Origin of the sequence: Superficieibacter sp. BNK-5, from assembly GCF_047456055.1 — a bacterium.
GTDB lineage: Bacteria > Pseudomonadota > Gammaproteobacteria > Enterobacterales > Enterobacteriaceae > Superficieibacter.
The window spans coordinates 3454555-3474934 of record NZ_CP179893.1; the positions used below are offsets into that span (position 1 = coordinate 3454555).

Sequence of the window (20380 nt, forward strand, 5' to 3'; positions counted from 1 at the left end):
ATAAATGTAGGCCCGGTAAGCGCAGCGCCACCGGGCAAAATTCCACGGGATAACATTTGTCAGCAGTCTGACCCGGCGTAAGCCGGGTTAAAAAATCAGGGCTTATCATCCTGCGGCATATGCCGGTAGATATACACACCGCTCAGCAGGGTAAATACCAGCGTCAACGCAGTCAGGCCGAACACTTTAAAATTGACCCAGATATTTTGCGGCAGCCAGAAGGCGATATAGATATTTGCCAGCCCGCAAACAATAAAGAACAGCGCCCAGGCGATGTTAAGCTTCGACCAGACGGCGGCGGGTAACGTCAGCTCTTTACCCAGCATGCGTTGGATCAGCGGCTTCTTCATGACCCATTGACTGAACAACAGCGCTCCGGCAAACAGTGCATAAATAACGGTCACCTTCCACTTAATAAATTCATCGTTATGGAAGAAAAGCGTTAATCCGCCAAACACGGCGACCAGTACAAAGGTAATCAGCGCCATTTTCTCGACCCGGCGATAGCGCAGCCAGCTATAAATCAGCACTACCGCCGTGGCGATAATCAGTGCGGTGGTCGCCATGTAAATGTCGTACAGCTTGTAAAAGGCAAAGAAGACGACCAGCGGTAAAAAATCCAGAAACTGCTTCATACAACGATTCCGTAGTAATGACGCTCGCCTGGCGAGCGACAGGGTTAAGGGCGAATAAGCATGTACAGACGAAACAGATAAATGAGCAGCATCGCGGAAATCAGATTGCTCAGCGTGTTCGCCACCACGGCCCCCAGCAACGGCGTCAGCGCGGCAAAATGCGATGCCAGCATCAGGAGCAGCACTTTTGCCAGCAGCCAGCAAATGACGGCGGGCGCGACAATACGCATGTTTGCCCACGCCAGACGCATGCTGCTGCGCATTGAGGCAAAAATACCCATTTTATCCTGGACCAGAATAACCGGGGCAAAGGCCAGCACAATAGCCAGAATGACACCTGGCACCACGATCAGCATCACGCCTATCTGTACCAGAAAGGTGGTCAGAAGAATCAGCAAAAACAGTTTAGGCAGAGCCGGCGCGCTGGCTCCGATAGCTCGCAGGGCGCTGACGCGTTGCCCGGCAGAAATCATCTGAATCATTAGCAGCACGCCACCCGCTAACAGGGCATTGCCCACCAGCCCGGAAAAGGTTGACACGGCTGAGGCGCGAAGTAAAACTTGCTGCTGTTCTGGCGTCATGCTCTGCACCAGTTCAAACAATCCGCCGCTACCAGCCAGATTGTCACCCTCGCTCAGGATAGAAAGCTGCTCCTCACTCGGTGAAAAAGCATGGCCAAGCACCACCGTGATAAATGCACACAATAAAGCAATCAGCAAAATGGTAATGAACTGATTACGCAAAAAATTACCCGTGTCACGGTAAACGGACTTCGCCGTGATAGACATGCACTCTCCTTGAGTTTTGCAGGCGTTATTAAGCGGACGATTGTACCCTGGATAACTCATCAGTGGCAGCATCCGTAAAGGTCAGTCTTTGTAAAAAAGGCGTTGACCATAGTTATCTCCCATCGCGAGCAAAACGCCAGCACTGGCGCATGTCTCAGGTCATCTTCGCCCACGTTATCCATGCAGTCACGTTTTACGCGCGTGCGTTATTTATCATTTTTGTCAATGACAACAGCATGAGCGCCCGGGGTTTATATGCAAATTTTGCGAAAATTGATGTGGTTATGAAAAGAAGGTTTGCATCTTGTACGCAAAAATTAATCCAGATCAATAAAGGTTAAATCTCAAGGTTAAATGTGATCTAAGTTGGATCACTTTTACTTCTTTGTAGGTATATTTGCCGCGCCTGATAAAACCATAACGAAGGAGTGGATATGAAAAAAATTGCGCTGGCGGCAGTCATCTTAAGCAGTCTCTCTGGCGGAGCATGGGCGCACGAGGCGGGTGAGTTCTTCATTCGCGCCGGGTCGGCAACGGTTCGACCAACTGAAGGTTCGGATAACGTACTGGGCAGCCTCGGCGGGTTTAATGTGGACAACAATACCCAAATGGGCCTGACGTTTACGTATATGGCGACGGATAATGTTGGGGTAGAACTGCTGGCCGCGACGCCTTTTCGCCATAAAGTAGGTACTGGACCAACCGGCGATATTGCGACCGTCCATCAATTGCCACCTTCCTTAATGGCCCAGTGGTACTTTGGCGATTCCAGCAGTAAAGTGCGGCCCTACATTGGTGCGGGCGTCAACTACACGACGTTCTTCGATGAAAGCTTTAACGATACCGGTAAGGACGCTGGTCTGTCCGATCTCAGCCTGAAAGATTCCTGGGGCGCAGCGGGACAGGTCGGGCTGGATTATCTTATCAACCGCGACTGGCTGATTAATATGTCGGTCTGGTACATGGATATTGATACCGAAGTGAAGTTTAAAGCGGGTGGGGTACAGCAGAATGTTAATACCCGCCTCGATCCGTGGGTGTTTATGTTCTCTGCGGGCTATCGCTTTTAATTCTTTGTTACAAACTGGCCGCAGGCGGCCAGTTCCTTGTTTTATCTCCCTTCAGATTTAACTATAAAAGCTATTTATGCGATGAACGGCATCGCAGGCACACTTAGATAATGCGCATTCGCCTAAAAGGGTTATTATCCCTGCCTGAGACTTTCCTTAATTTGTCCTTAGGTAGTGGCGGCATATGACACTAAAAACACAATTTTCCGCAGCGGCATTTTTCCTGCTTCTGCTGGCAGTCCTGTTCCCGTTTGCAGCAGACGCGCATTTGCCGCTGCTTCACGGTAAAGTCGTGGAATGGATAGAAAATGGCCAGGCGCTGTGGCTGTTGTTTGGCGCGGTTTTTACCGCTGTCTATATCAGGCCGCTATCGCTTGAAAACGGCTCCCGGCAGTTCTGGCTGTGGGCGGTAGTCTGGTGGCTGGTTTTGCTGGGCCGAAGCACTAGCTGGGGACGGGACTATTTTCCCCATGAGCCTAAACTGCTGTTCAGGACGATTTCGGTGATCCTGATCGCAGCGCTGGCACTGCCGGTTATTCTGTCCTCTACCTTACGCAAAGAGATTGCATTGAAATTCCGCACTGCGGAGCTACCGTTGTGGATAGTGCTTATCGTGGTCATTACCTTCCTGATTTCTGACTCCGTAGAGCATCATCGGCTCATCGCACCGCTCTTTTTGCACGTCAGACAGTATCAGGATTTGATTGAAGAACTGTATGAAATCCCCTTTATGGTGGGGCTGTTCCTTATCACCTGGGATCTGATGAAGAGCGAAAAACGGGAGACCGCGCTTTCCGTCGCCCACGCCAGCCGCTAAAAAAAAGCCCGCCATAAAGGCGGGCAAGTCATACTGGAAGCAATGTGAGCAATGTCGTACCGAATACCTGAGTATTTCGCTCAACTATTCGGTAGTGAGAAAGATAATCTTTATCATCTTCAGAATCAACCCCTTCTTTTGTGCGGACGTTAAGACAGCGTAAACACCGTGCGTTTTTTACTGTCGTCAACCGCCCAGGCCTCAGCCACATTGCTTAACGGACAGGGCGTGGTGGCGATGGTGAATCCTCCGGGGATGGCGGCCTGAAACATCTGCGCGGTTGCCGCGACCAGCTCAGCCATCGACAGGCTGCCGATGCCACTGCCCATCAATTGTATCGGCGATGAACGTAATATGGCCCCCGGCAGGCTGATGTCCGCTCCTGACAATGAGCCGACCTGCATGTAGCGAACCGGACGGGTTGATGGCGTATATTTTGCCAGCGCGCTGAGGATCTGCAGTGCACTGTCTCCCCACAAATAATCAATCACCACGTCAATCTGCCCGGTGGCCTGTTCTGCGAGTTGTGCCGCCAGATTTTCGGCGCCGAGCGGTAGACTGACATCCGCACCGCAACGCTCCAGCGCCGCAGGATTACGTCCGGTGGCAATAATTTTTTTCGCACCAAGGTGACGGGCGATTTGCACCGCCAGTTGTCCCGCGCTGCCGGTAGCACCGTTAATCAGCACCGTTTCTCCCGCCTGAAACCCGGCGCGGTTCACCAGTGCCGCCCATGCCGACATACCGGGATTGCCCATTGCCGCCGCATCGACAGTAGAAAGCGCCTCCGGCAGCGGCAGGCAATTTTCAGCCGACACCAGGGTCCACTCCGCCATGCTGCCCCAGGGCGCAACCGGCATGACGAACCAGACCCGTTCCCCGTGTTGCGTGAGGCCCACACCGTCAATCCCGGCGACAAAGGGTTGCGTACTATTGAAACTATAATGGGTGCCCGCCGCACGGCTTTTAACCACATGGCTAATCGCTGCCGCCTGAACCTGAATTAGTCGATGGCTGGCGTCCGCGTCAGGGCGCGGAAAATCAGCATATACCGGCCCCGTTGTGGGGTCGAAAACTACGGCTGCTTTCATTGCTATTCCTCCGTTAAGTTAATAGGTGTAAAATGCACATATCTAATAACGGCACTATACTCTGCTGGATTTTATATGCAATATGCACATAAAAGTTACGACATTACTGATTTTCACGGTGCGCTGCTGGATATCATCAGCGTAATGAACCATCCGCTGCGCGACGAAAACCTGCTGAACGAGGCGAACGTGCGCCTCGATCAAACGCTTTTTCCGCTGCTGGTGACCATCGGTCGTTATGGACCGATCGGGGTAGTCGAGCTGGCTGCCCGGCTGGGCAGGGATTACACCACCGTCAGTCGGCAGGTGAAACGTCTGGAAACGCTTGAGCTGGCGCATAAACAGGCAGGTGCGCATGACCGGCGTATTAGCGAGGTCACGGTTACTCCGCAGGGAGAAAGCTTGCTCGGGAATATTCAACACGCGCGTCAGCGGCTGATGAATCAGATTTTTAGCGACTGGCCGCCGCAGGAGGTGGAAGCGCTGTTTCGGCTGGTGCGTAAATATGCGGATGGCGTAATGGACGAACAACCGTCCAGCCCGCAAGCCGGACGGTCTTAAGATCAGGCGTGCGGCGTAGCGGCCTTCATTTTTTGCACAAACGCTTTCAGCTCGCTCAGCATTTGTTCAGGCGCATTCAGATTGTTTTCGATGATTTTGACGATGGCCGAGCCGGAAATCGCCCCCGCAGCGCCAGCGCCGATTGCAGCAGTGACCTGCTCCGGCGCGGAGATGCCAAAGCCCTGAAGCGGCGGCGCGGCGTGATATTCGGTCAGTTTCTCGACCAGATGGTGCAGCGGCAGGGCGGCCTGATTTTCCGCCCCGGTTACGCCTGCGCGGGAGAGCAGATAGGTATAGCCACGGCCATGGGAGGCGATCAGGCGCAGGAGTTCATCATCTGCATTCGGCGGGCAGATAAAAATGGGCGCAATATTATGGCGCATCGCGGCCTGGCGGAAGGGCGCAGACTCTTCAACCGGCACATCGGCGACCAGCACCGAGTCCACGCCAACGCGTTCGCAGGTCGCGTAAAACTCATCAATACCGCCACTAAATACCAGATTCGCGTACATCAGCAGGCCAATAGGGATATCCGGATACTTCTGGCGGATGGTTGCCAGCATTTCAAAGCACTGGCCTGGCGTTACGCCAGAGGCGAAAGCGCGCAGGGTGGCGTTCTGAATGGTCGGGCCATCGGCCAGCGGATCGGAGAAAGGGATCCCCAGCTCAAGCGCGTCGGCGCCCGCTTCGATCAGCGTATCAATAATTTTTAGCGACTGTTCCGGCGACGGATCGCCGAGGGTAACGAACGGGACAAATGCCCCTTCCTGACGGTCTTTCAGTCTGGCAAATAACTGCTCATAGCGTTCCATCAGATTTCCCCTCGCGCTTTCAGAATATCGTGTACGGTAAAAATGTCTTTATCGCCGCGGCCGGAAAGATTAACCACCAGCAGCTGCTCTTTTTCAGGATTTTCGCGCATCATTTTTAGCGCGTGGGCCAGGGCATGAGACGATTCCAGCGCCGGGATGATCCCTTCTTCACGGCACAGTGCCTTGAAGGCCTCCAGCGCTTCGTCATCGGTGATCGAGACGTAATCGGCGCGGCCGGTACTGTTCAGGTAAGCATGCTGCGGGCCGACGGACGGGAAATCCAGACCGGCAGAGATCGAGTACGACTCTTCGATCTGCCCATCCTCAGTCTGCATCATCGGCGATTTCATGCCGAAGTAAATACCCACGCGGCCATGTTTCAGCGGCGCGCCGTGCTCACCGCTCTCAATACCGTGACCCGCAGGTTCAACGCCAATCAGGCCGACGCTGGTTTCTTCAATAAAGTCGGCAAACATGCCGATAGCGTTGGAGCCGCCGCCCACGCAGGCGATGACCGCATCCGGTAAACGGCCCTCTTTTTCGCGGATCTGCGCTTTGGTCTCTTCACCGATCATCCGCTGGAATTCACGCACGATGGTCGGGAACGGGTGCGGACCTGCGGCCGTGCCAAGCATGTAGTGCGCGTTGTCATAGCTGCCGGACCAGTCGCGCAGCGCCTCGTTACAGGCATCTTTCAGGGTTGCGGAACCGCTATACACCGGGATCACTTCCGCGCCCATCAGCCGCATACGGAAGACGTTCGGCGACTGACGTTCAACGTCTTTGGCACCCATATAGATACGGCATTTTAACCCCAGCAGTGCGCTGGCGAGTGCCGAGGCTACGCCATGCTGGCCCGCGCCGGTCTCGGCGATGATTTCGGTTTTGCCCATCCGTTTTGCCAGTAGCGCCTGACCCAGCACCTGGTTGGTTTTATGCGCGCCGCCGTGGAGCAGATCTTCACGCTTGAGGTACAGGGTGGTCCTGGTGCCAGCGGTGAGATTCTGGCATTTGGTCAGCGCAGTAGGGCGACCGGCATAGTTTTTCAGCAGATCAGTAAACTGAGCCTGAAACTCAGGATCTTTTTGCGCGCTGACAAAGGCTTCTTCCAGCTGGCGCAGGGCAGGCATCAGGATCTGCGGAACGTACATTCCACCAAATTCACCGAAGTACGGGTTTAATAATGTTGTCATCATCTCTTCCTTAATAGGCGCGTAGCGTCTGAAAAACCGAGGCCAGTTTGCTGGCATCTTTACGACCCGGTGCAGACTCTACGCCGGAATTGAAATCAAGCCCGGCACAGCCGGTACCGGCGGCGGTGACGCAGTTGTCGGGACCAAGCCCGCCCGCCAGCAGAACATTGCTCAGATCCTGGCCCGCCAGCAGCGTCCAGTCAAAGGACTGACCGCTCCCGCCCTGACCATTGTCCAGCAGGTATTTATCAACATGGTTCAGGTTGCGCGCGGGCAGGCTATGACTGACGCTCAGCGCTTTCCAGATTTCCACGCCTGCCGGTAACTGAGCACGCAGGGTGGTAATGTAATCCTGATTTTCATCGCCGTGCAGTTGCACGGCGGCAAGGCTCAGGTTTTGCGCTGTGGCAACAACGTCGGCGATTTCCGCATTGCGGAACACGCCGACGTAACGCAGCGGGGCGCTGGCTATCACTTCACGCGCCTGGCTTTCATCGATCGCACGGGGCGAAGAGGGAACAAAAATCAGCCCGCCGTAAATGGCCCCCGCCTGGTGAGCGGCCTGCGCATCGTCGGCGCGCGTGAGGCCACACACTTTGTTTTCGCCCAGCAGCACCCGCAGTACCGCAGCATTAAGATCGTCATGCGACATCAACGCCGAACCAATCAGAAAACCATTGGCAAAACGGCTCAGCACGCGGATCTGAGCGTGGGTAGTAATGCCCGATTCGCTAATCACCGTTACGCCATGACCGAGACGCGGAGCCAGTTCGCGGGTGCGGTTAAGATCGATAGACAAATCGCGCAGGTCACGGTTATTGATGCCGACCACTTTTGCTTCCAGCGCAATCGCCCGCTCCAGTTCTTCCTCATTACTGACTTCCGTCAGCACGCCCATCTTCAGGCTATGGGCCACGGCGGCAAGCTGGCGATACTGTTCGTCATCCAGCACCGAGAGCATCAGCAGGCAGGCATCGGCCTGGTAAAAACGCGCCAGATAAATCTGGTAAGGATCGACAATAAAATCCTTACATAAAATCGGTTGCGGCGCGATGCCGCTGACAATGGGCAGAAAATCAAAGCTGCCCTGAAAATATTTCTCGTCGGTTAATACCGAAATGGCGGAGGCGTGATGTTTGTATACGCCAGCGATACGCGCGGGATCGAAATCGTCGCGGATCACGCCTTTTGACGGCGAGGCTTTTTTACACTCCAGAATAAACGCGGTGCGTGTGCCCTGTAAGGCCGCGTAAAAATCGCGCTGGCTGGCAACCACGTCGTTCTGAAAGCTTTCCAGCGGCTGTTGCTGTTTACGGTTTTCTACCCATATCGTCTTGTCGGCGACGATTTTCGCTAAAACGGTTTGCATCATTTACCCTCTTGCTGCCAGTGCGGTCACGCGATCGTAGGCCGCGCCGCTGCGCAATACGCCCAATACTTTTTGTACGTTAGCCTGTAAATCTTCTTCACCGTGCAGGCGCATCAGCATCGCGACGTTCGCCGCCACGGCGGCCTGATGCGCGGTGTCACCTTTACCTTGTAGTAAGCGTGTTAAAATGTCACGGTTTTCTTCCGGCGTCCCGCCCGCCAGTTCTTCCTGATGATACGGCGTCAGGCCAAAGTCAGCGGCGGTAAGCTGATAATTTTTGATTTCCCCGTTGTGCAGTTCCGCGACTACCGTCGGGGCGTGAAGGGACACTTCATCCATCCCGCCACTGTGTACCACGGCGGCACGCTGGTAGCCCAGCACGCGTAGCGTTTCGGCAATTGGCAGCACCAGTTCCGGGCTGTAAACGCCAATCAGCGCCAGCGGCGGATGCGCCGGATTGATCAGCGGCCCCAGCACGTTAAATAAGGTGCGGGTCTTTAATTGCTGACGGACCGGCATCGCATGGCGGAAGCCGGTGTGGTATTTCGGTGCGAACAGGAAGCAGACGCCTAAATCATCCAGCGCTTCACGCGACTTATCCGCATTCATATCCAGATTAATGCCGAAGGCGGCCAGCAAATCCGACGAGCCGGATTTGCTGGAAACGCTGCGGTTACCGTGCTTCGCCACTTTCAGGCCGCAGGCCGCGGCAACAAAGGCGCTGGCGGTGGAGATATTAATGCTGTTGCTGCCATCGCCTCCGGTGCCCACAATATCAGCAAACGGATAATCGGGACGCGGGAATGGCGCGGCGTTTTCCAGCAGCGCGGTGGCCGCCCCGGCGATTTCATTCGGATGCTCGCCGCGAATTTTCATGCTCACCAGCGCGGCAGCCAGTTGCTCTGGCTTCAGCTCGCCGCGCACCACAGCAGAGAAAAGCTGGTGGCTTTCCTGCTGGCTCAGGGTCTGCGCCTGGTAAAGTTTTTCCAACACCGGTTGCAGCGTGTGGGTCTGCTCCAGTTTTTGCATCGCCCATGCCAGGGTTTGTTCCAGCAGACGAGCGCCCTGGGTGGTGAGGATCGACTCCGGATGGAACTGGAAGCCGCAGACCCGGTCAGCATCGTGACGGACGGCCATCACCATGCCGTCAAAGTGAGCATTGATGGTTAGCCCCGCCGGAATATTGCTGCCAACCAGCGAGTGATAGCGTGCGACCGGCAGCGGGTTAGACAGCCCGGCAAACATTGCCTGACCATCATGTTCAATGCTGGACGCTTTGCCGTGCAGAATTTCACCCGCCTGACCGACATAACCGCCATAGGCTTCAACAATCGCCTGATGTCCAAGGCAGATACCAATAATCGGCAGTTTGCCGCGCATGCGGATCAGCAGTTCAGGCATGCAGCCCGCTTCGCTCGGCGCACCGGGACCGGGGGAGAGCATCAGTACCGGGTTATCCATGGTGGCCAGACGATCGATCAACGTTTGCGCCGGGACGTGATTACGGTAAATCACCACATTGTGCCCGCTGGAGCGTAGCTGATCTGCCAGGTTATACGTAAACGAATCAATGTTATCGAGCAGCAGAATATCAGCCATCAGAAAATCTCCTGTGCGTGGTGAGCGGTGGCGATGGCGCGAAGCACCGCGCGAGCTTTGTTACGGGTTTCATCGGCTTCAGACTGCGGGACGGAATCCAGTACCACGCCAGCTCCGGCCTGAACGGTAGCAATGCCGTTCTCAACGAAGGCGGAGCGAATGACGATGCAGGTATCCAGCGAGCCGTGGGCGGTGAAGTAGCCGACCGCGCCCCCGTAGCTGCCGCGACGTTTACCCTCCGCGCCAGCAATTAACTGCATCGCCCGCACTTTTGGCGCGCCGCTCAGGGTGCCCATATTCATACAGGCGCGATAAGCGTGCAGGGCGTCAAGATCGTGACGCAGTTCGCCAACTACGCGGGACACCAGATGCATCACAAACGAGTAGCGGTCAACTTTGGTTAAGTCAGCGACGTAACGACTGCCCGGCGTGCAGATACGAGCCAGATCGTTGCGCGCCAGATCCACCAGCATCAAATGCTCTGACAGCTCTTTATGGTCGGTACGCATTTCCAGTTCGATACGGCTGTCAAGATCGCGGTCGAGGCTGCCATCCGCGCGACGGCCGCGAGGACGCGTCCCGGCAATCGGATAAATTTCAATCTGCCGGGAATCGGCGTCGTACTTCAGCGAGCTTTCCGGCGACGCGCCGAACAGCGTGAAGTCGTTATCCTGCATAAAGAACATATACGGGCTGGGATTGCTTTTCTTCAGCACGTCATAGGCGGCCAGCGGCGACGGGCAGGGCAGCGAGAACTGGCGGGAAGGCACCACCTGGAAGATTTCACCTGCGCGGATCGCTTTCTGCATCTGACGCACCACCGCGCCATACTCTTCATCGCTCTGGTTACAGGTGCTGCGCATCTGCTCCATTTTCTCTACCGGGAGTGGCTGCGGCGGGGTATTCAGCAACTGACGCAGTTCGTCGATGCGCCGGGTCAGACGCGCTTTCTCTTCGCTCAGCGGCGTAAACAGGCTGCACTGAATGCGCGTCTTTTTACTCTGATGATCGATAACCAGCAGCGTCTCGGCGAGGTAGAAGCAGTAATCCGGGCAGGCGGTATCGCTCTTAAGCTGCGGTAAATCTTCAAAACCCGCCACCAGGTCATAGGCAAACAGGCCGCCGAAGAACATCGCTTCACGTTCGTCTGCTGGCACACTCACCAGCTCCTGCAACAGGCGGAACGCGTCAAAGACTGACAGCGAACACAGCCGGGCGTCTTCATCTAATAAGGTGCTCACCGCCGGGAAGCGCAGGGTGCGGCCGTTCGCCAGCGGGGTATTTTCAATGCCGGCTGGCAGCGCCGTATCTAGCAGCGCCAGCAATGCCGCGCCGTTATCGCTCAGCGCGGTGATAGTGACAGTGTCACCTAACGCGGAAATTCGCAGCGCGCTGTCTACCAGCAGCAGGCTTTTCAGATCGTCCTTACTGTCGATATCCGCAGATTCCAGCAGCAGCGTGGCCGGACGCGCATCACAAAGCTGGTGAAAAAGCGCAGTAGGATCTTCGCGGTAAACCGCGTCGCTGGTCAGAAGTTCGAGAGTGTGTTTTTGCGTTTGCATTGTTATTCTCATTTATTCTGGTCAAAAAAAAGCCCGCTTAACTGGCGGGCCTGGTATCTGTTTGCAAAGTGCAGACGTGATAGTACAGCCCGTTAACAGGGAGTACGCCACCAACCGTGCAGAGTAAAAATGTCTTTCATCTCAGATACCTTTTCTTCGTGAACTTTCGTACTAGTTAACTAGTTCATGAAAATAATGTCAAGCGCTCATTTCAGAAAATCATCGCCAGCCGTTATGATGAACCGCGAAACACTTTTTATCTCTGACGGAGCCGTTTTTTGAGCGAGACCAATTACGCGATTATTTATGATCTGCACAGCCATACCACCGCCTCAGACGGCATGCTGTCGCCTGAAGCCCTCGTTCACCGCGCCGTTGACATGCGCATCGGTACGCTAGCCATTACCGATCACGACAGCATTGACGCTATCCCTGCCGCGCAGGCGGAAATTGCCCGCGCCGGGCTGGCGCTGCGGCTGATTACCGGCGTAGAGATTTCTACCGTCTGGGAAAATCACGAAATTCATATTGTCGGCCTGAATATTGATATCCACCATCCGCGAATGATCGCCTTTCTGGCGGAGCAAAAAGAACGCCGCCAGCAGCGCGCGAAACTGATCGCCGAGCGGCTGGAAAAAGCGCATATTCCCGGCGCGTGGGAAGGGGCGTTAGCACTGGCGGCGGGCGGCGCGGTCACCCGCGGCCACTTTGCCCGTTTTCTGGTGGAGGCGGGAAAAGCCGGTAATATGGCCGACGTCTTTAAAAAGTACCTTGCGCGCGGGAAAACCGGATATGTTCCTCCTCAGTGGTGTACAATAGATCAAGCTATTGATGTGATTCATCATTCTGGCGGTAAAGCGGTAGTAGCCCATCCGGGGCGCTACGATCTTTCCGCTAAGTGGCTGAAAAGACTGCTGGCGTACTTTGCCGAACGTGGCGGGGATGCGATGGAAGTCGCCCAGTGCCAGCAGGGACCCAATGAGCGCACGCAGCTTGCGGCTTATGCGCAGCAGTTTGGTCTGCTGGCCTCGCAAGGCTCGGATTTTCACCAGCCCTGCTCGTGGATCGAGCTTGGACGTAAGCTCTGGCTACCTGCCGGTGTGGAAGGCGTGTGGCATCAGTGGGAACAGCCGCAGAACACCGATTGAGAGGGAAGTATGAGTCAGTTTTTTTATATCCATCCGGATAACCCGCAGCCACGCCTGATCAATCAGGCGGTAGAGATTGTTCGTAAAGGCGGCATCATTGTCTATCCGACCGATTCCGGCTATGCGCTGGGCTGTAAAATCGAAGATAAAGGCGCGATGGAGCGTATTTGTCGCATTCGTCAACTGCCTAACGGCCACAACTTTACCCTGATGTGCCGCGATTTGTCTGAGCTGTCGACCTATTCGTTCGTCGATAACGTGGCGTTTCGCCTGATCAAAAACAACACCCCAGGCAACTACACGTTTATCCTCAAAGGTACCAAAGAGGTGCCGCGTCGTCTGTTGCAGGAAAAGCGTAAAACTATCGGCCTGCGCGTTCCCTCTAACCCTATCGCGCTGGCGCTGCTTGAGACGCTGGGTGAACCGATGCTCTCCACGTCGCTAATGCTGCCGGGCAGTGATTTCACCGAGTCCGATCCGGAAGAAATTAAAGATCGTCTGGAGAAGGTGGTGGATCTGATTATTCACGGTGGCTATCTCGGCCAGCAACCGACGACGGTGATTGATTTGACCGATGATTCGCCGGTGGTGCTGCGCGAAGGCGTGGGCGACGTTAAACCTTTCTTATAGTAGCGCGAGTCGCTATACTACGCGGCCTTAAAATGGCGCTTTATTGCGCCATCATAATCCAGTCGACGCCTGGGAAGGCGACACCTAAAGGAAAGCTCTATGAGCGAAAAGCTACAAAAAGTGCTGGCGCGTGCTGGCCACGGCTCCCGTCGTGAAATCGAATCCATCATTGAAGCCGGACGCGTTAGCGTGGACGGTAAAATTGCTACCCTCGGCGATCGCGTTGAGGTGACTCCCGCGTTAAAAATTCGCCTTGATGGCCATCTTATTTCGGTAAAAGAATCTGCCGAACAAATTTGTCGCGTGCTGGCGTATTATAAGCCGGAAGGGGAGCTTTGCACCCGTAACGATCCGGAAGGCCGTCCGACCGTATTTGATCGCCTGCCGAAACTGCGCGGCGCGCGCTGGATTGCCGTAGGTCGTCTGGACGTTAACACTTGTGGTTTGATGTTATTCACCACTGACGGTGAACTGGCGAACCGCCTGATGCACCCAAGCCGTGAAGTGGAACGCGAATATGCTGTGCGCGTATTCGGCCAGGTCGATGACGCGAAAGTGCGCGATCTTGGTCGCGGTGTGCAGCTGGAAGACGGTCCGGCAGCGTTTAAAACCATCAAATTTAGCGGCGGCGAAGGCATCAACCAGTGGTATAACGTCACGCTGACCGAAGGCCGTAACCGTGAAGTGCGTCGCCTGTGGGAAGCGGTCGGCGTGCAGGTTAGCCGCCTGATCCGCGTGCGCTACGGTGATATTCCGCTGCCGAAAGGTCTGCCGCGCGGTGGCTATACCGAGCTGGATTTGCCGCAGACCAACTATCTGCGTGAGCTGGTGGGCCTGAAGCCAGAAACCGAATCCAAAGTGGCGGTGGAGAAAGATCGTCGCCGGATGAAAGCCAACCAGATCCGCCGGGCGGTGAAACGCCACAGCCAGGTGGGCGGCGGTCGTCGCTCTGGCGGCACGCGTAGCAACGGTTAAATCCTGTGGCCCGTGGCATCACGCTGCGGGCCAGTTTTGTTAGTAGTCTATCCCCATCTGCGCTTTGATCCCCGCATCAAAAGCATGCTTCACCGGACGCAGTTCGCTGACGGTATCCGCGATTTCCAGAATACCCCGATGACACCCGCGACCGGTGACGATCGCCGTTTGATGTAACGGGCGAGCGCGTAGCGCGTTAAGCACTTCCTCCAGCGGCAGATAATCATAGGCCACCATGTAGGTCAGCTCATCCAGCAGCACCATATCCAGCGTGTCATCGGCGAGCATGCGCCGGGCGTGTTGCCAGACCTCAAGACAGGCGGCAGTATCGGCAGCGCGATCCTGCGTATCCCAGGTAAAACCGGTCGCCATCACCTGAAACTCCACGCCGTGCGGCTCCAGTAAATTGCGCTCGCCATTGGGCCAGGTGCCTTTAATAAACTGCACCACGCCCACTTTTTTGCCGTGGCCGATGGCGCGGGTAGCCGTACCGAAGGCGGCGGTCGTTTTACCCTTACCGTTACCGGTGAAGACGATAATAATGCCGCGCTCATCCTGCGCCGCGGCCACGCGGGCATCAACCTGATCTTTCACCCGTTGCTGGCGTTGCTGATAGCGTTCTTCACTCATTGTGAAATCCCCGGTTTTCGCCCCGGCTGGGCATCAAACGTCATACCGGTCTTACGGCGGCTGTCATCGCCCATCAACCACAGATACAACGGCATGATATCGGCAGGCGTTTTCAGTTTGAGCGGATCTTCACTCGGAAATGCGCTGGCACGCATACCGGTACGCGTTCCGCCAGGGTTGATGCAATTTACCCGCAGCGGCGCGTTTTGATACTCCTCCGCCAGCACCTGCATCATGCCTTCAGTGGCAAATTTTGAGGCGGCATACGCGCCCCAGTGCGCACGACCCTGACGGCCAACGCTAGAGGAGGTAAATACCAGCGAACCGGCTTCGGATTTAAGTAATAAAGGAAGCAACGCCTGGGTCAGCATAAACGTGCCGTTGACGTTAACCTGCATCACCTGCTGCCAGACCTCCGGTTTTTGTTCGCTCATCGGGGCTACGTCGCCCAGCAGACCGGCATTGTGCAGTACGCCATCAAGACGGGGGTAGTGCACTGCGATTTTTTCCGCCAGTTGCTGACACGCCTGCGGCGTACAGGTCAGCAGATCCAGGGTAAACCACGCGGCGGGTATGCCGCCTTCCTCCGTAATGCAATCGGCAACAGCACGCAGTTTTTGCTCATTTCGCCCGAGGAGGATCACTCTGGCCCCATAGCGGGAGTAGGTCAGCGCCGCTTCACGACCGATGCCGTCGCTGGCCCCGGTAACGAGGATGATATGGTTTTGTAATAAGTCGCGTTGCGGTTGATAGTGCACGACGGTTCTCCTGCTTACGGCGGGTCATAAAAGGGGTTTATGCCTTAAAAAGCGCGTGAATTCAATCGGCCAGAGGGAGAGCATGCCGCCTCATTCATACTTTGCAACCATTTCATTCGCGGGGGGATTTTTCTGAAGCCGCTTCGCAACGAGAAATGACGACCCGAGACGAGGCGGAAAGGGTGTTGTACACTGGGGCCAGACGTTAAATGATTTTAACCAAGGTGGAAGCGTGGAATTACTCTCTCAATATGGCCTGTTTTTGGCAAAGATTGTCACGGTGGTCGTGGCGATAGCCGTTATTGCGGTACTGATTGTCAATCTGACGCAGCGCAAACGTCAGCGTGGGGAATTGCGCGTAACGAATCTCAGCGAGCAGTACAAAGAGATGCAGGAAAATATGTCAGCGTCATTGCTTGATGAGCATCAGCAAAAACAGTGGCATAAAGCGCAAAAGAAAAAGCTTAAGCAGGAAGCGAAAGCCGCCAAAATGAAGGCGAAGCAGGGCCAGAATACCGCTTCCGGCAAACCGCGCGTATGGGTGCTGGATTTTAAAGGCAGTATGGACGCCCACGAAGTGAACTCGCTGCGTGAAGAAGTCACCGCCGTGCTGTCCGTCGTTAAGCCGGAAGACCAGGTGGTTTTACGTCTCGAAAGTCCGGGCGGCGTGGTGCACGGCTACGGGCTTGCGGCTTCTCAGTTACAGCGTATTCGCGACCGGCAGATCCCGCTGACGGTGGCAGTGGATAAAGTGGCGGCCAGCGGCGGCTACATGATGGCCTGCGTAGCAGATAAAATTGTCAGCGCGCCCTTTGCGATTATTGGTTCTATCGGCGTGGTGGCCCAGGTGCCTAACTTCAACCGCTTCCTCAAGAGCAAAGACATAGATATCGAACTACACACCGCAGGCCAGTACAAGCGCACCCTGACCCTGCTCGGTGAGAATACCGAGGAGGGGCGACAGAAATTCCGCGAAGATCTGAACGAAACGCATGTGCTGTTTAAAGATTTCGTGAAGCGGATGCGCCCGACGCTGGACATCGAACAGGTGGCAACCGGCGAACACTGGTACGGCACGCAGGCGCAGGGTAATGGTCTGGTCGACGCCGTAAGTACCAGCGATGAACTGCTGCTGGGGCTGATGGAAGGGCGAGAAGTATTGAACGTCCGCTTCCTGCAACGTAAAAAACTGATGGACCGCTTTACCGGCAGCGCGGCAGAGAGCGCCGATCGTCTGCTGCTGCGCTGGTGGCAGCGTGGACAGCAGCCTCTGAACTGATCGTCAGGCCGGGCGGCATTCACTGCCCGGCACTCAGACCGCACTAATCGACCAGGTGATATTTCTCTGACAGCTCATGCGCCAGGTATTTAAACATGTTAAATACCGCGGTGCTTTTGCCGGTCGGCAGGCCCTGCTCATCAAGATAATACTCGCCGCTGAACACCAGCACGCCGTTACGCTGGGTCACTCCCGTGGCTTCGATGCCCGCCATCGTATCTTCATGCTCACGGATAAGCTGATTTGCTTTCGCCAGCAGCGTCTGACGATCGATAGGTTGAGTTTCACTTTTCATTTTTTACTCCTTAGCAAACTGGCGATAGTCTACGTCCTGCGCGGCTCGCGGGCAAATATTCCCCCAGAAAAACAGGGGGATCCTCAGTGCTATCGGCTGGCGGGATTTGTTTTTGCATGCTAATAAAGTTGCGTAACGTATTTTATCAGGTACAGTGAGACCCTTTCGATAATCTGGCAACAGATTTGCTTGACATTCGACCGAAAGTTCGTCGTGCTATATCACCGTAGCTTAGAAAAGCGATGTAACTCAGCCACCTGTGACAACGTTCGTTTCAGGCTGTTGGGCTGAGGGGTTGATCTCTGCTGGACGAGTCGCAATATCAACGGCTCATTGTCTTCAGTACGTGAATCAACGTGCGATGTATTCCTGGAAGAATCAAATTAGGTAAAGGTGAATATGGGTAAAGCTCTCGTTATCGTTGAGTCCCCGGCAAAAGCCAAAACGATCAATAAGTATCTGGGTAATGACTACGTGGTGAAATCCAGCGTCGGTCATATCCGCGATTTGCCGACCAGTGGCTCAGCCGCCAAAAAGAGCGCTGACTCTGCCTCCACCAAAACGGCCAAAAAGCCCAAAAAGGATGAACGCGGCGCGCTCGTCAACCGCATGGGGATCGACCCGTGGAATCACTGGGAGGCGCAGTACGAAGTGCTTCCGGGGAAAGAAAAGGTTGTCGCAGAACTGAAACAACTGGCTGAAAAAGCCGACCACATCTATCTCGCAACCGACCTTGACCGCGAAGGGGAAGCCATTGCCTGGCACCTGCGGGAAGTGATCGGTGGAGATGACAAACGCTACAGTCGTGTGGTGTTTAACGAAATTACCAAAAACGCGATCCGCCAGGCGTTTGATAAGCCCGGTGAGCTGAATATCGATCGTGTTAACGCTCAACAGGCGCGTCGTTTTATGGACCGCGTGGTGGGCTATATGGTCTCTCCGCTGCTGTGGAAGAAAATCGCCCGTGGCCTGTCGGCCGGACGCGTTCAGTCCGTCGCCGTGCGTCTGGTGGTTGAGCGTGAGCGTGAGATCAAAGCGTTTGTCCCGGAAGAGTTCTGGGAAGTGGATGCCAATGTTGCTACCCCAGGCGGCGATTCTCTGCCGCTTCAGGTGACACATCAGAATGACAAACCGTTCCGTCCGGTAAACCGCGAGACCACCATGGCGGCGGTTAGCGTGCTGGAAAAAGCCCGCTACAGCGTGCTGGAACGGGAAGATAAACCGACCAGCAGCAAGCCCGGCGCGCCGTTTATCACCTCCACGCTACAACAGGCAGCCAGTACCCGTCTGGGCTACGGGGTGAAGAAAACCATGATGCTGGCGCAACGTCTGTATGAAGCGGGCTATATCACCTATATGCGTACCGATTCTACCAACCTGAGTAAGGATGCGGTGGAGATGGTACGTGGCTACATTGGCGATACGTTTGGCAAAAAATACTTGCCTGCGGATCCGAACCAGTACGCCAGTAAAGACAACTCTCAGGAAGCGCACGAAGCGATTCGTCCTTCCGATGTGGCGGTTGAAGCTGACGCCCTGAAAGACATGGAAACCGACGCGCAGAAGCTGTATCAGCTGATCTGGCGTCAGTTCGTGGCCTGTCAAATGACGCCTGCACAATATGATTCCACCACGCTAACTGTAAAAGCCGGTGATTTCCGCCTGAAAGCGCGCGGTCGTATCCTGCGTTTTGATGGCTGGACCAAAGTCATGCCAGCGCTGCGTAAAGGTGATGAGGATCGTATTCTGCCTGCGGTTAATCAGGGCGATGAGCTGTCGCTGATCGACATTATCCCGGCACAGCACTTTACCAAGCCGCCGGCACGCTTTAGTGAAGCCTCGCTGGTTAAAGAGCTGGAAAAACGCGGTATCGGTCGTCCGTCGACCTACGCCTCTATTATTTCCACCATCCAGGATCGTGGCTATGTGCGGGTTGAAAGCCGCCGTTTTTATGCCGAGAAAATGGGTGAGATTGTTACCGACCGCCTGAAAGATAATTTCCGCGAGCTGATGAATTTCGATTTCACCGCGCAAATGGAAGACCGGCTCGATCAGGTCGCCCGCCACGAAGCCGAATGGCAGAAGGTGCTGGATATCTTTTTTGCCGAGTTCAGCGAACAGCTTCAGACAGCCGAAAAAGATCCGACTGAAGGGGGAATGCAGCCCAATCAGATGGTGCTGACCAGCATCGACTGTCCGACCTGCGGTCGTAAAATGGGTATTCGTACCGCCAGCACCGGCGTTTTCCTCGGCTGTTCCGGCTATGCGCTGTCGCCGAAAGAGCGCTGCAAAACCACCATTAACCTGGTGCCGGAAAACGAAGTCCTTAACGTGCTGGAAGGTGACGACGCCGAAACCAATGCGTTACGCGCTAAACATCGCTGCCAGAAATGCGGCACCGCGATGGACAGCTACCTGATCGATCCGAAGCGCAAACTGCATGTCTGTGGTAACAACCCGACCTGCGACGGTTATGAGATCGAAGAGGGCGAGTTCCGCATCAAGGGGTACGACGGCCCGATTGTTGAGTGTGAAAAATGCGGATCTGAAATGCACCTGAAAATGGGGCGTTTTGGCAAATACATGGCCTGCACCAACGAAGAGTGTAAGAACACGCGTAAGATCCTGCGTAACGGCGAAGTGGCTCCGCCGAAGGAAGATCCGGTACCGCTGCCGGAACTGCCGTGCGAGAAATCGGACGCCTACTTTGTTCTGCGTGACGGGGCGGCTGGCGTCTTCCTCGCGGCCAACACTTTCCCGAAATCACGCGAAACGCGCGCGCCGCTGGTGGAGGAGTTGTACCGCTTCCGCGATCGTATGCCGGAGAAACTGCGCTACCTGGCCGATGCGCCGCAGCAGGATCCTGAAGGCAACAAAACGGTTGTCCGTTTCAGCCGTAAGACTAAACAGCAGTATGTTGCGGCTGAGAAAGAGGGCAAAGCGACCGGCTGGTCGGCCTTTTTCATCGACGGTAAGTGGGTGGAAGGGAAGAAGTAACCCTCAGTATCTCGCTGTAAACTCTCTCAAAAGGGCCGCTTGTCGGCCCTTTAATATTTCTCATTATTATTTTTTAATCATATCTATACAGTGTGGCTATAAATGATATAGTGGTTATAGTTAGCTCCTTTTTTAGTCTTAAATCGTCTTAAGCGATTGACCCTGCGTTTA

At 55.2% G+C, this 20380-nt stretch carries 20 protein-coding genes and 1 other annotated feature; of the genes, 9 read left to right on the forward strand and 11 right to left on the reverse strand.

Going from position 1 to position 20380, the window contains the following annotated elements:
* Positions 1-95: 95 nt before the first annotated feature.
* Positions 96-635: a septation protein A gene (locus tag ACMGGS_RS16510; RefSeq protein ID WP_414163519.1), complete on the reverse strand. Its 540-nt coding sequence runs from the start codon at positions 633-635 to the stop codon at positions 96-98.
* Between the two features lie 44 nt (positions 636-679).
* A complete protein-coding gene (locus tag ACMGGS_RS16515) occupies positions 680-1423 on the reverse strand; it encodes a YciC family protein (RefSeq protein ID WP_414163520.1) in 744 nt (247 codons plus the stop codon).
* A 62-nt stretch (positions 1424-1485) separates the two neighbouring features.
* Between ACMGGS_RS16515 and ACMGGS_RS16520 the strand changes: the two genes are divergently transcribed.
* The 3 genes from ACMGGS_RS16520 to ACMGGS_RS16530 all read left to right on the forward strand — a co-directional run bounded on the left by ACMGGS_RS16520 (position 1486) and on the right by ACMGGS_RS16530 (position 3310).
* A complete protein-coding gene (locus tag ACMGGS_RS16520) occupies positions 1486-1764 on the forward strand; it encodes a hypothetical protein (protein ID WP_414163521.1) in 279 nt (92 codons plus the stop codon).
* A 93-nt stretch (positions 1765-1857) separates the two neighbouring features.
* Complete coding sequence (ompW, locus tag ACMGGS_RS16525; RefSeq protein WP_414163522.1) at positions 1858-2493, forward strand: outer membrane protein OmpW; 636 nt, start codon at positions 1858-1860, stop codon at positions 2491-2493.
* 184 nt (positions 2494-2677) lie between these two features.
* Positions 2678-3310, forward strand: coding sequence for a hypothetical protein (locus tag ACMGGS_RS16530; RefSeq protein WP_414163523.1), 633 nt, complete (start codon positions 2678-2680; stop codon positions 3308-3310).
* 149 nt (positions 3311-3459) lie between these two features.
* Here the strand turns inward: ACMGGS_RS16530 and ACMGGS_RS16535 are convergent, their stop codons facing one another.
* The gene (locus tag ACMGGS_RS16535) at positions 3460-4401 is read right to left on the reverse strand and encodes a quinone oxidoreductase family protein (protein WP_414163524.1); all 942 of its coding nucleotides are present in this window, start codon (positions 4399-4401) and stop codon (positions 3460-3462) included.
* A 75-nt stretch (positions 4402-4476) separates the two neighbouring features.
* Between ACMGGS_RS16535 and ACMGGS_RS16540 the strand changes: the two genes are divergently transcribed.
* Complete coding sequence (locus ACMGGS_RS16540; RefSeq protein ID WP_414163525.1) at positions 4477-4962, forward strand: MarR family winged helix-turn-helix transcriptional regulator; 486 nt, start codon at positions 4477-4479, stop codon at positions 4960-4962.
* Between the two features lie 2 nt (positions 4963-4964).
* On the opposite strand, the gene trpA is transcribed toward ACMGGS_RS16540, so the two are convergent.
* Genes trpA through ACMGGS_RS16565 form a run of 5 tightly spaced genes read right to left on the reverse strand, consistent with a single transcriptional unit; the run spans position 4965 to position 11497 of the window.
* Positions 4965-5774, reverse strand: a complete 810-nt coding sequence (trpA, locus tag ACMGGS_RS16545) for a tryptophan synthase subunit alpha (protein ID WP_176918190.1) — start codon at positions 5772-5774, stop codon at positions 4965-4967.
* Positions 5774-6967: a tryptophan synthase subunit beta gene (trpB, locus tag ACMGGS_RS16550; protein ID WP_414166296.1), complete on the reverse strand. Its 1194-nt coding sequence runs from the start codon at positions 6965-6967 to the stop codon at positions 5774-5776. Before trpB ends, trpA begins: the two co-directional genes overlap by 1 nt.
* 10 nt (positions 6968-6977) lie before the next feature.
* Positions 6978-8336 carry a bifunctional indole-3-glycerol-phosphate synthase TrpC/phosphoribosylanthranilate isomerase TrpF gene (gene trpCF, locus ACMGGS_RS16555; protein ID WP_414166297.1) on the reverse strand — a complete coding sequence of 453 codons (1359 nt, stop codon included), beginning with the start codon at positions 8334-8336 and terminating at the stop codon, positions 6978-6980.
* 3 nt (positions 8337-8339) lie between these two features.
* On the reverse strand, positions 8340-9935 hold the full coding sequence (gene trpD, locus ACMGGS_RS16560; protein WP_176918189.1) for a bifunctional anthranilate synthase glutamate amidotransferase component TrpG/anthranilate phosphoribosyltransferase TrpD: 1596 nt from the start codon (positions 9933-9935) through the stop codon (positions 8340-8342).
* Positions 9935-11497, reverse strand: coding sequence for an anthranilate synthase component 1 (locus tag ACMGGS_RS16565; protein ID WP_194208440.1), 1563 nt, complete (start codon positions 11495-11497; stop codon positions 9935-9937). Before ACMGGS_RS16565 ends, trpD begins: the two co-directional genes overlap by 1 nt.
* A gap of 23 nt (positions 11498-11520) precedes the next feature.
* Positions 11521-11616 (reverse strand) — a sequence feature (Trp leader region).
* Between the two features lie 159 nt (positions 11617-11775).
* On the opposite strand from ACMGGS_RS16565, the gene rnm reads away from it, so the two are divergent.
* From rnm to rluB, 3 genes are all read left to right on the forward strand, one after another.
* Entirely contained in the window at positions 11776-12645 is an 870-nt protein-coding gene (gene rnm / locus ACMGGS_RS16570; protein ID WP_194208439.1) for an RNase RNM, read from the forward strand.
* Between the two features lie 9 nt (positions 12646-12654).
* A complete protein-coding gene (locus tag ACMGGS_RS16575; protein WP_414163526.1) occupies positions 12655-13275 on the forward strand; it encodes an L-threonylcarbamoyladenylate synthase in 621 nt (206 codons plus the stop codon).
* A gap of 99 nt (positions 13276-13374) precedes the next feature.
* Positions 13375-14250 (forward strand): 23S rRNA pseudouridine(2605) synthase RluB, encoded by an 876-nt coding sequence (gene rluB / locus ACMGGS_RS16580; protein WP_176918180.1) that lies wholly within the window; start codon positions 13375-13377, stop codon positions 14248-14250.
* 39 nt (positions 14251-14289) lie between these two features.
* Here rluB and cobO read toward each other — a convergent pair whose 3' ends face one another.
* Both cobO and ACMGGS_RS16590 read right to left on the reverse strand, forming a co-directional pair.
* Positions 14290-14880 carry a cob(I)yrinic acid a,c-diamide adenosyltransferase gene (cobO, locus tag ACMGGS_RS16585; protein WP_414163527.1) on the reverse strand — a complete coding sequence of 197 codons (591 nt, stop codon included), beginning with the start codon at positions 14878-14880 and terminating at the stop codon, positions 14290-14292.
* The gene (locus tag ACMGGS_RS16590; RefSeq protein WP_414163528.1) at positions 14877-15638 is read right to left on the reverse strand and encodes a YciK family oxidoreductase; all 762 of its coding nucleotides are present in this window, start codon (positions 15636-15638) and stop codon (positions 14877-14879) included. The genes cobO and ACMGGS_RS16590 overlap by 4 nt, the downstream gene beginning before the upstream one ends.
* A 232-nt stretch (positions 15639-15870) precedes the next feature.
* Here ACMGGS_RS16590 and sohB point away from each other — a divergent pair, with 232 nt between their 5' ends.
* The gene (sohB, locus tag ACMGGS_RS16595; protein WP_414163529.1) at positions 15871-16917 is read left to right on the forward strand and encodes a protease SohB; all 1047 of its coding nucleotides are present in this window, start codon (positions 15871-15873) and stop codon (positions 16915-16917) included.
* Between the two features lie 43 nt (positions 16918-16960).
* Here sohB and ACMGGS_RS16600 read toward each other — a convergent pair whose 3' ends face one another.
* Positions 16961-17212 carry a YciN family protein gene (locus ACMGGS_RS16600; RefSeq protein WP_176918176.1) on the reverse strand — a complete coding sequence of 84 codons (252 nt, stop codon included), beginning with the start codon at positions 17210-17212 and terminating at the stop codon, positions 16961-16963.
* Between the two features lie 399 nt (positions 17213-17611).
* Here ACMGGS_RS16600 and topA point away from each other — a divergent pair, with 399 nt between their 5' ends.
* The gene (gene topA, locus ACMGGS_RS16605) at positions 17612-20209 is read left to right on the forward strand and encodes a type I DNA topoisomerase (RefSeq protein ID WP_414163530.1); all 2598 of its coding nucleotides are present in this window, start codon (positions 17612-17614) and stop codon (positions 20207-20209) included.
* Positions 20210-20380 lie beyond the last annotated feature (171 nt).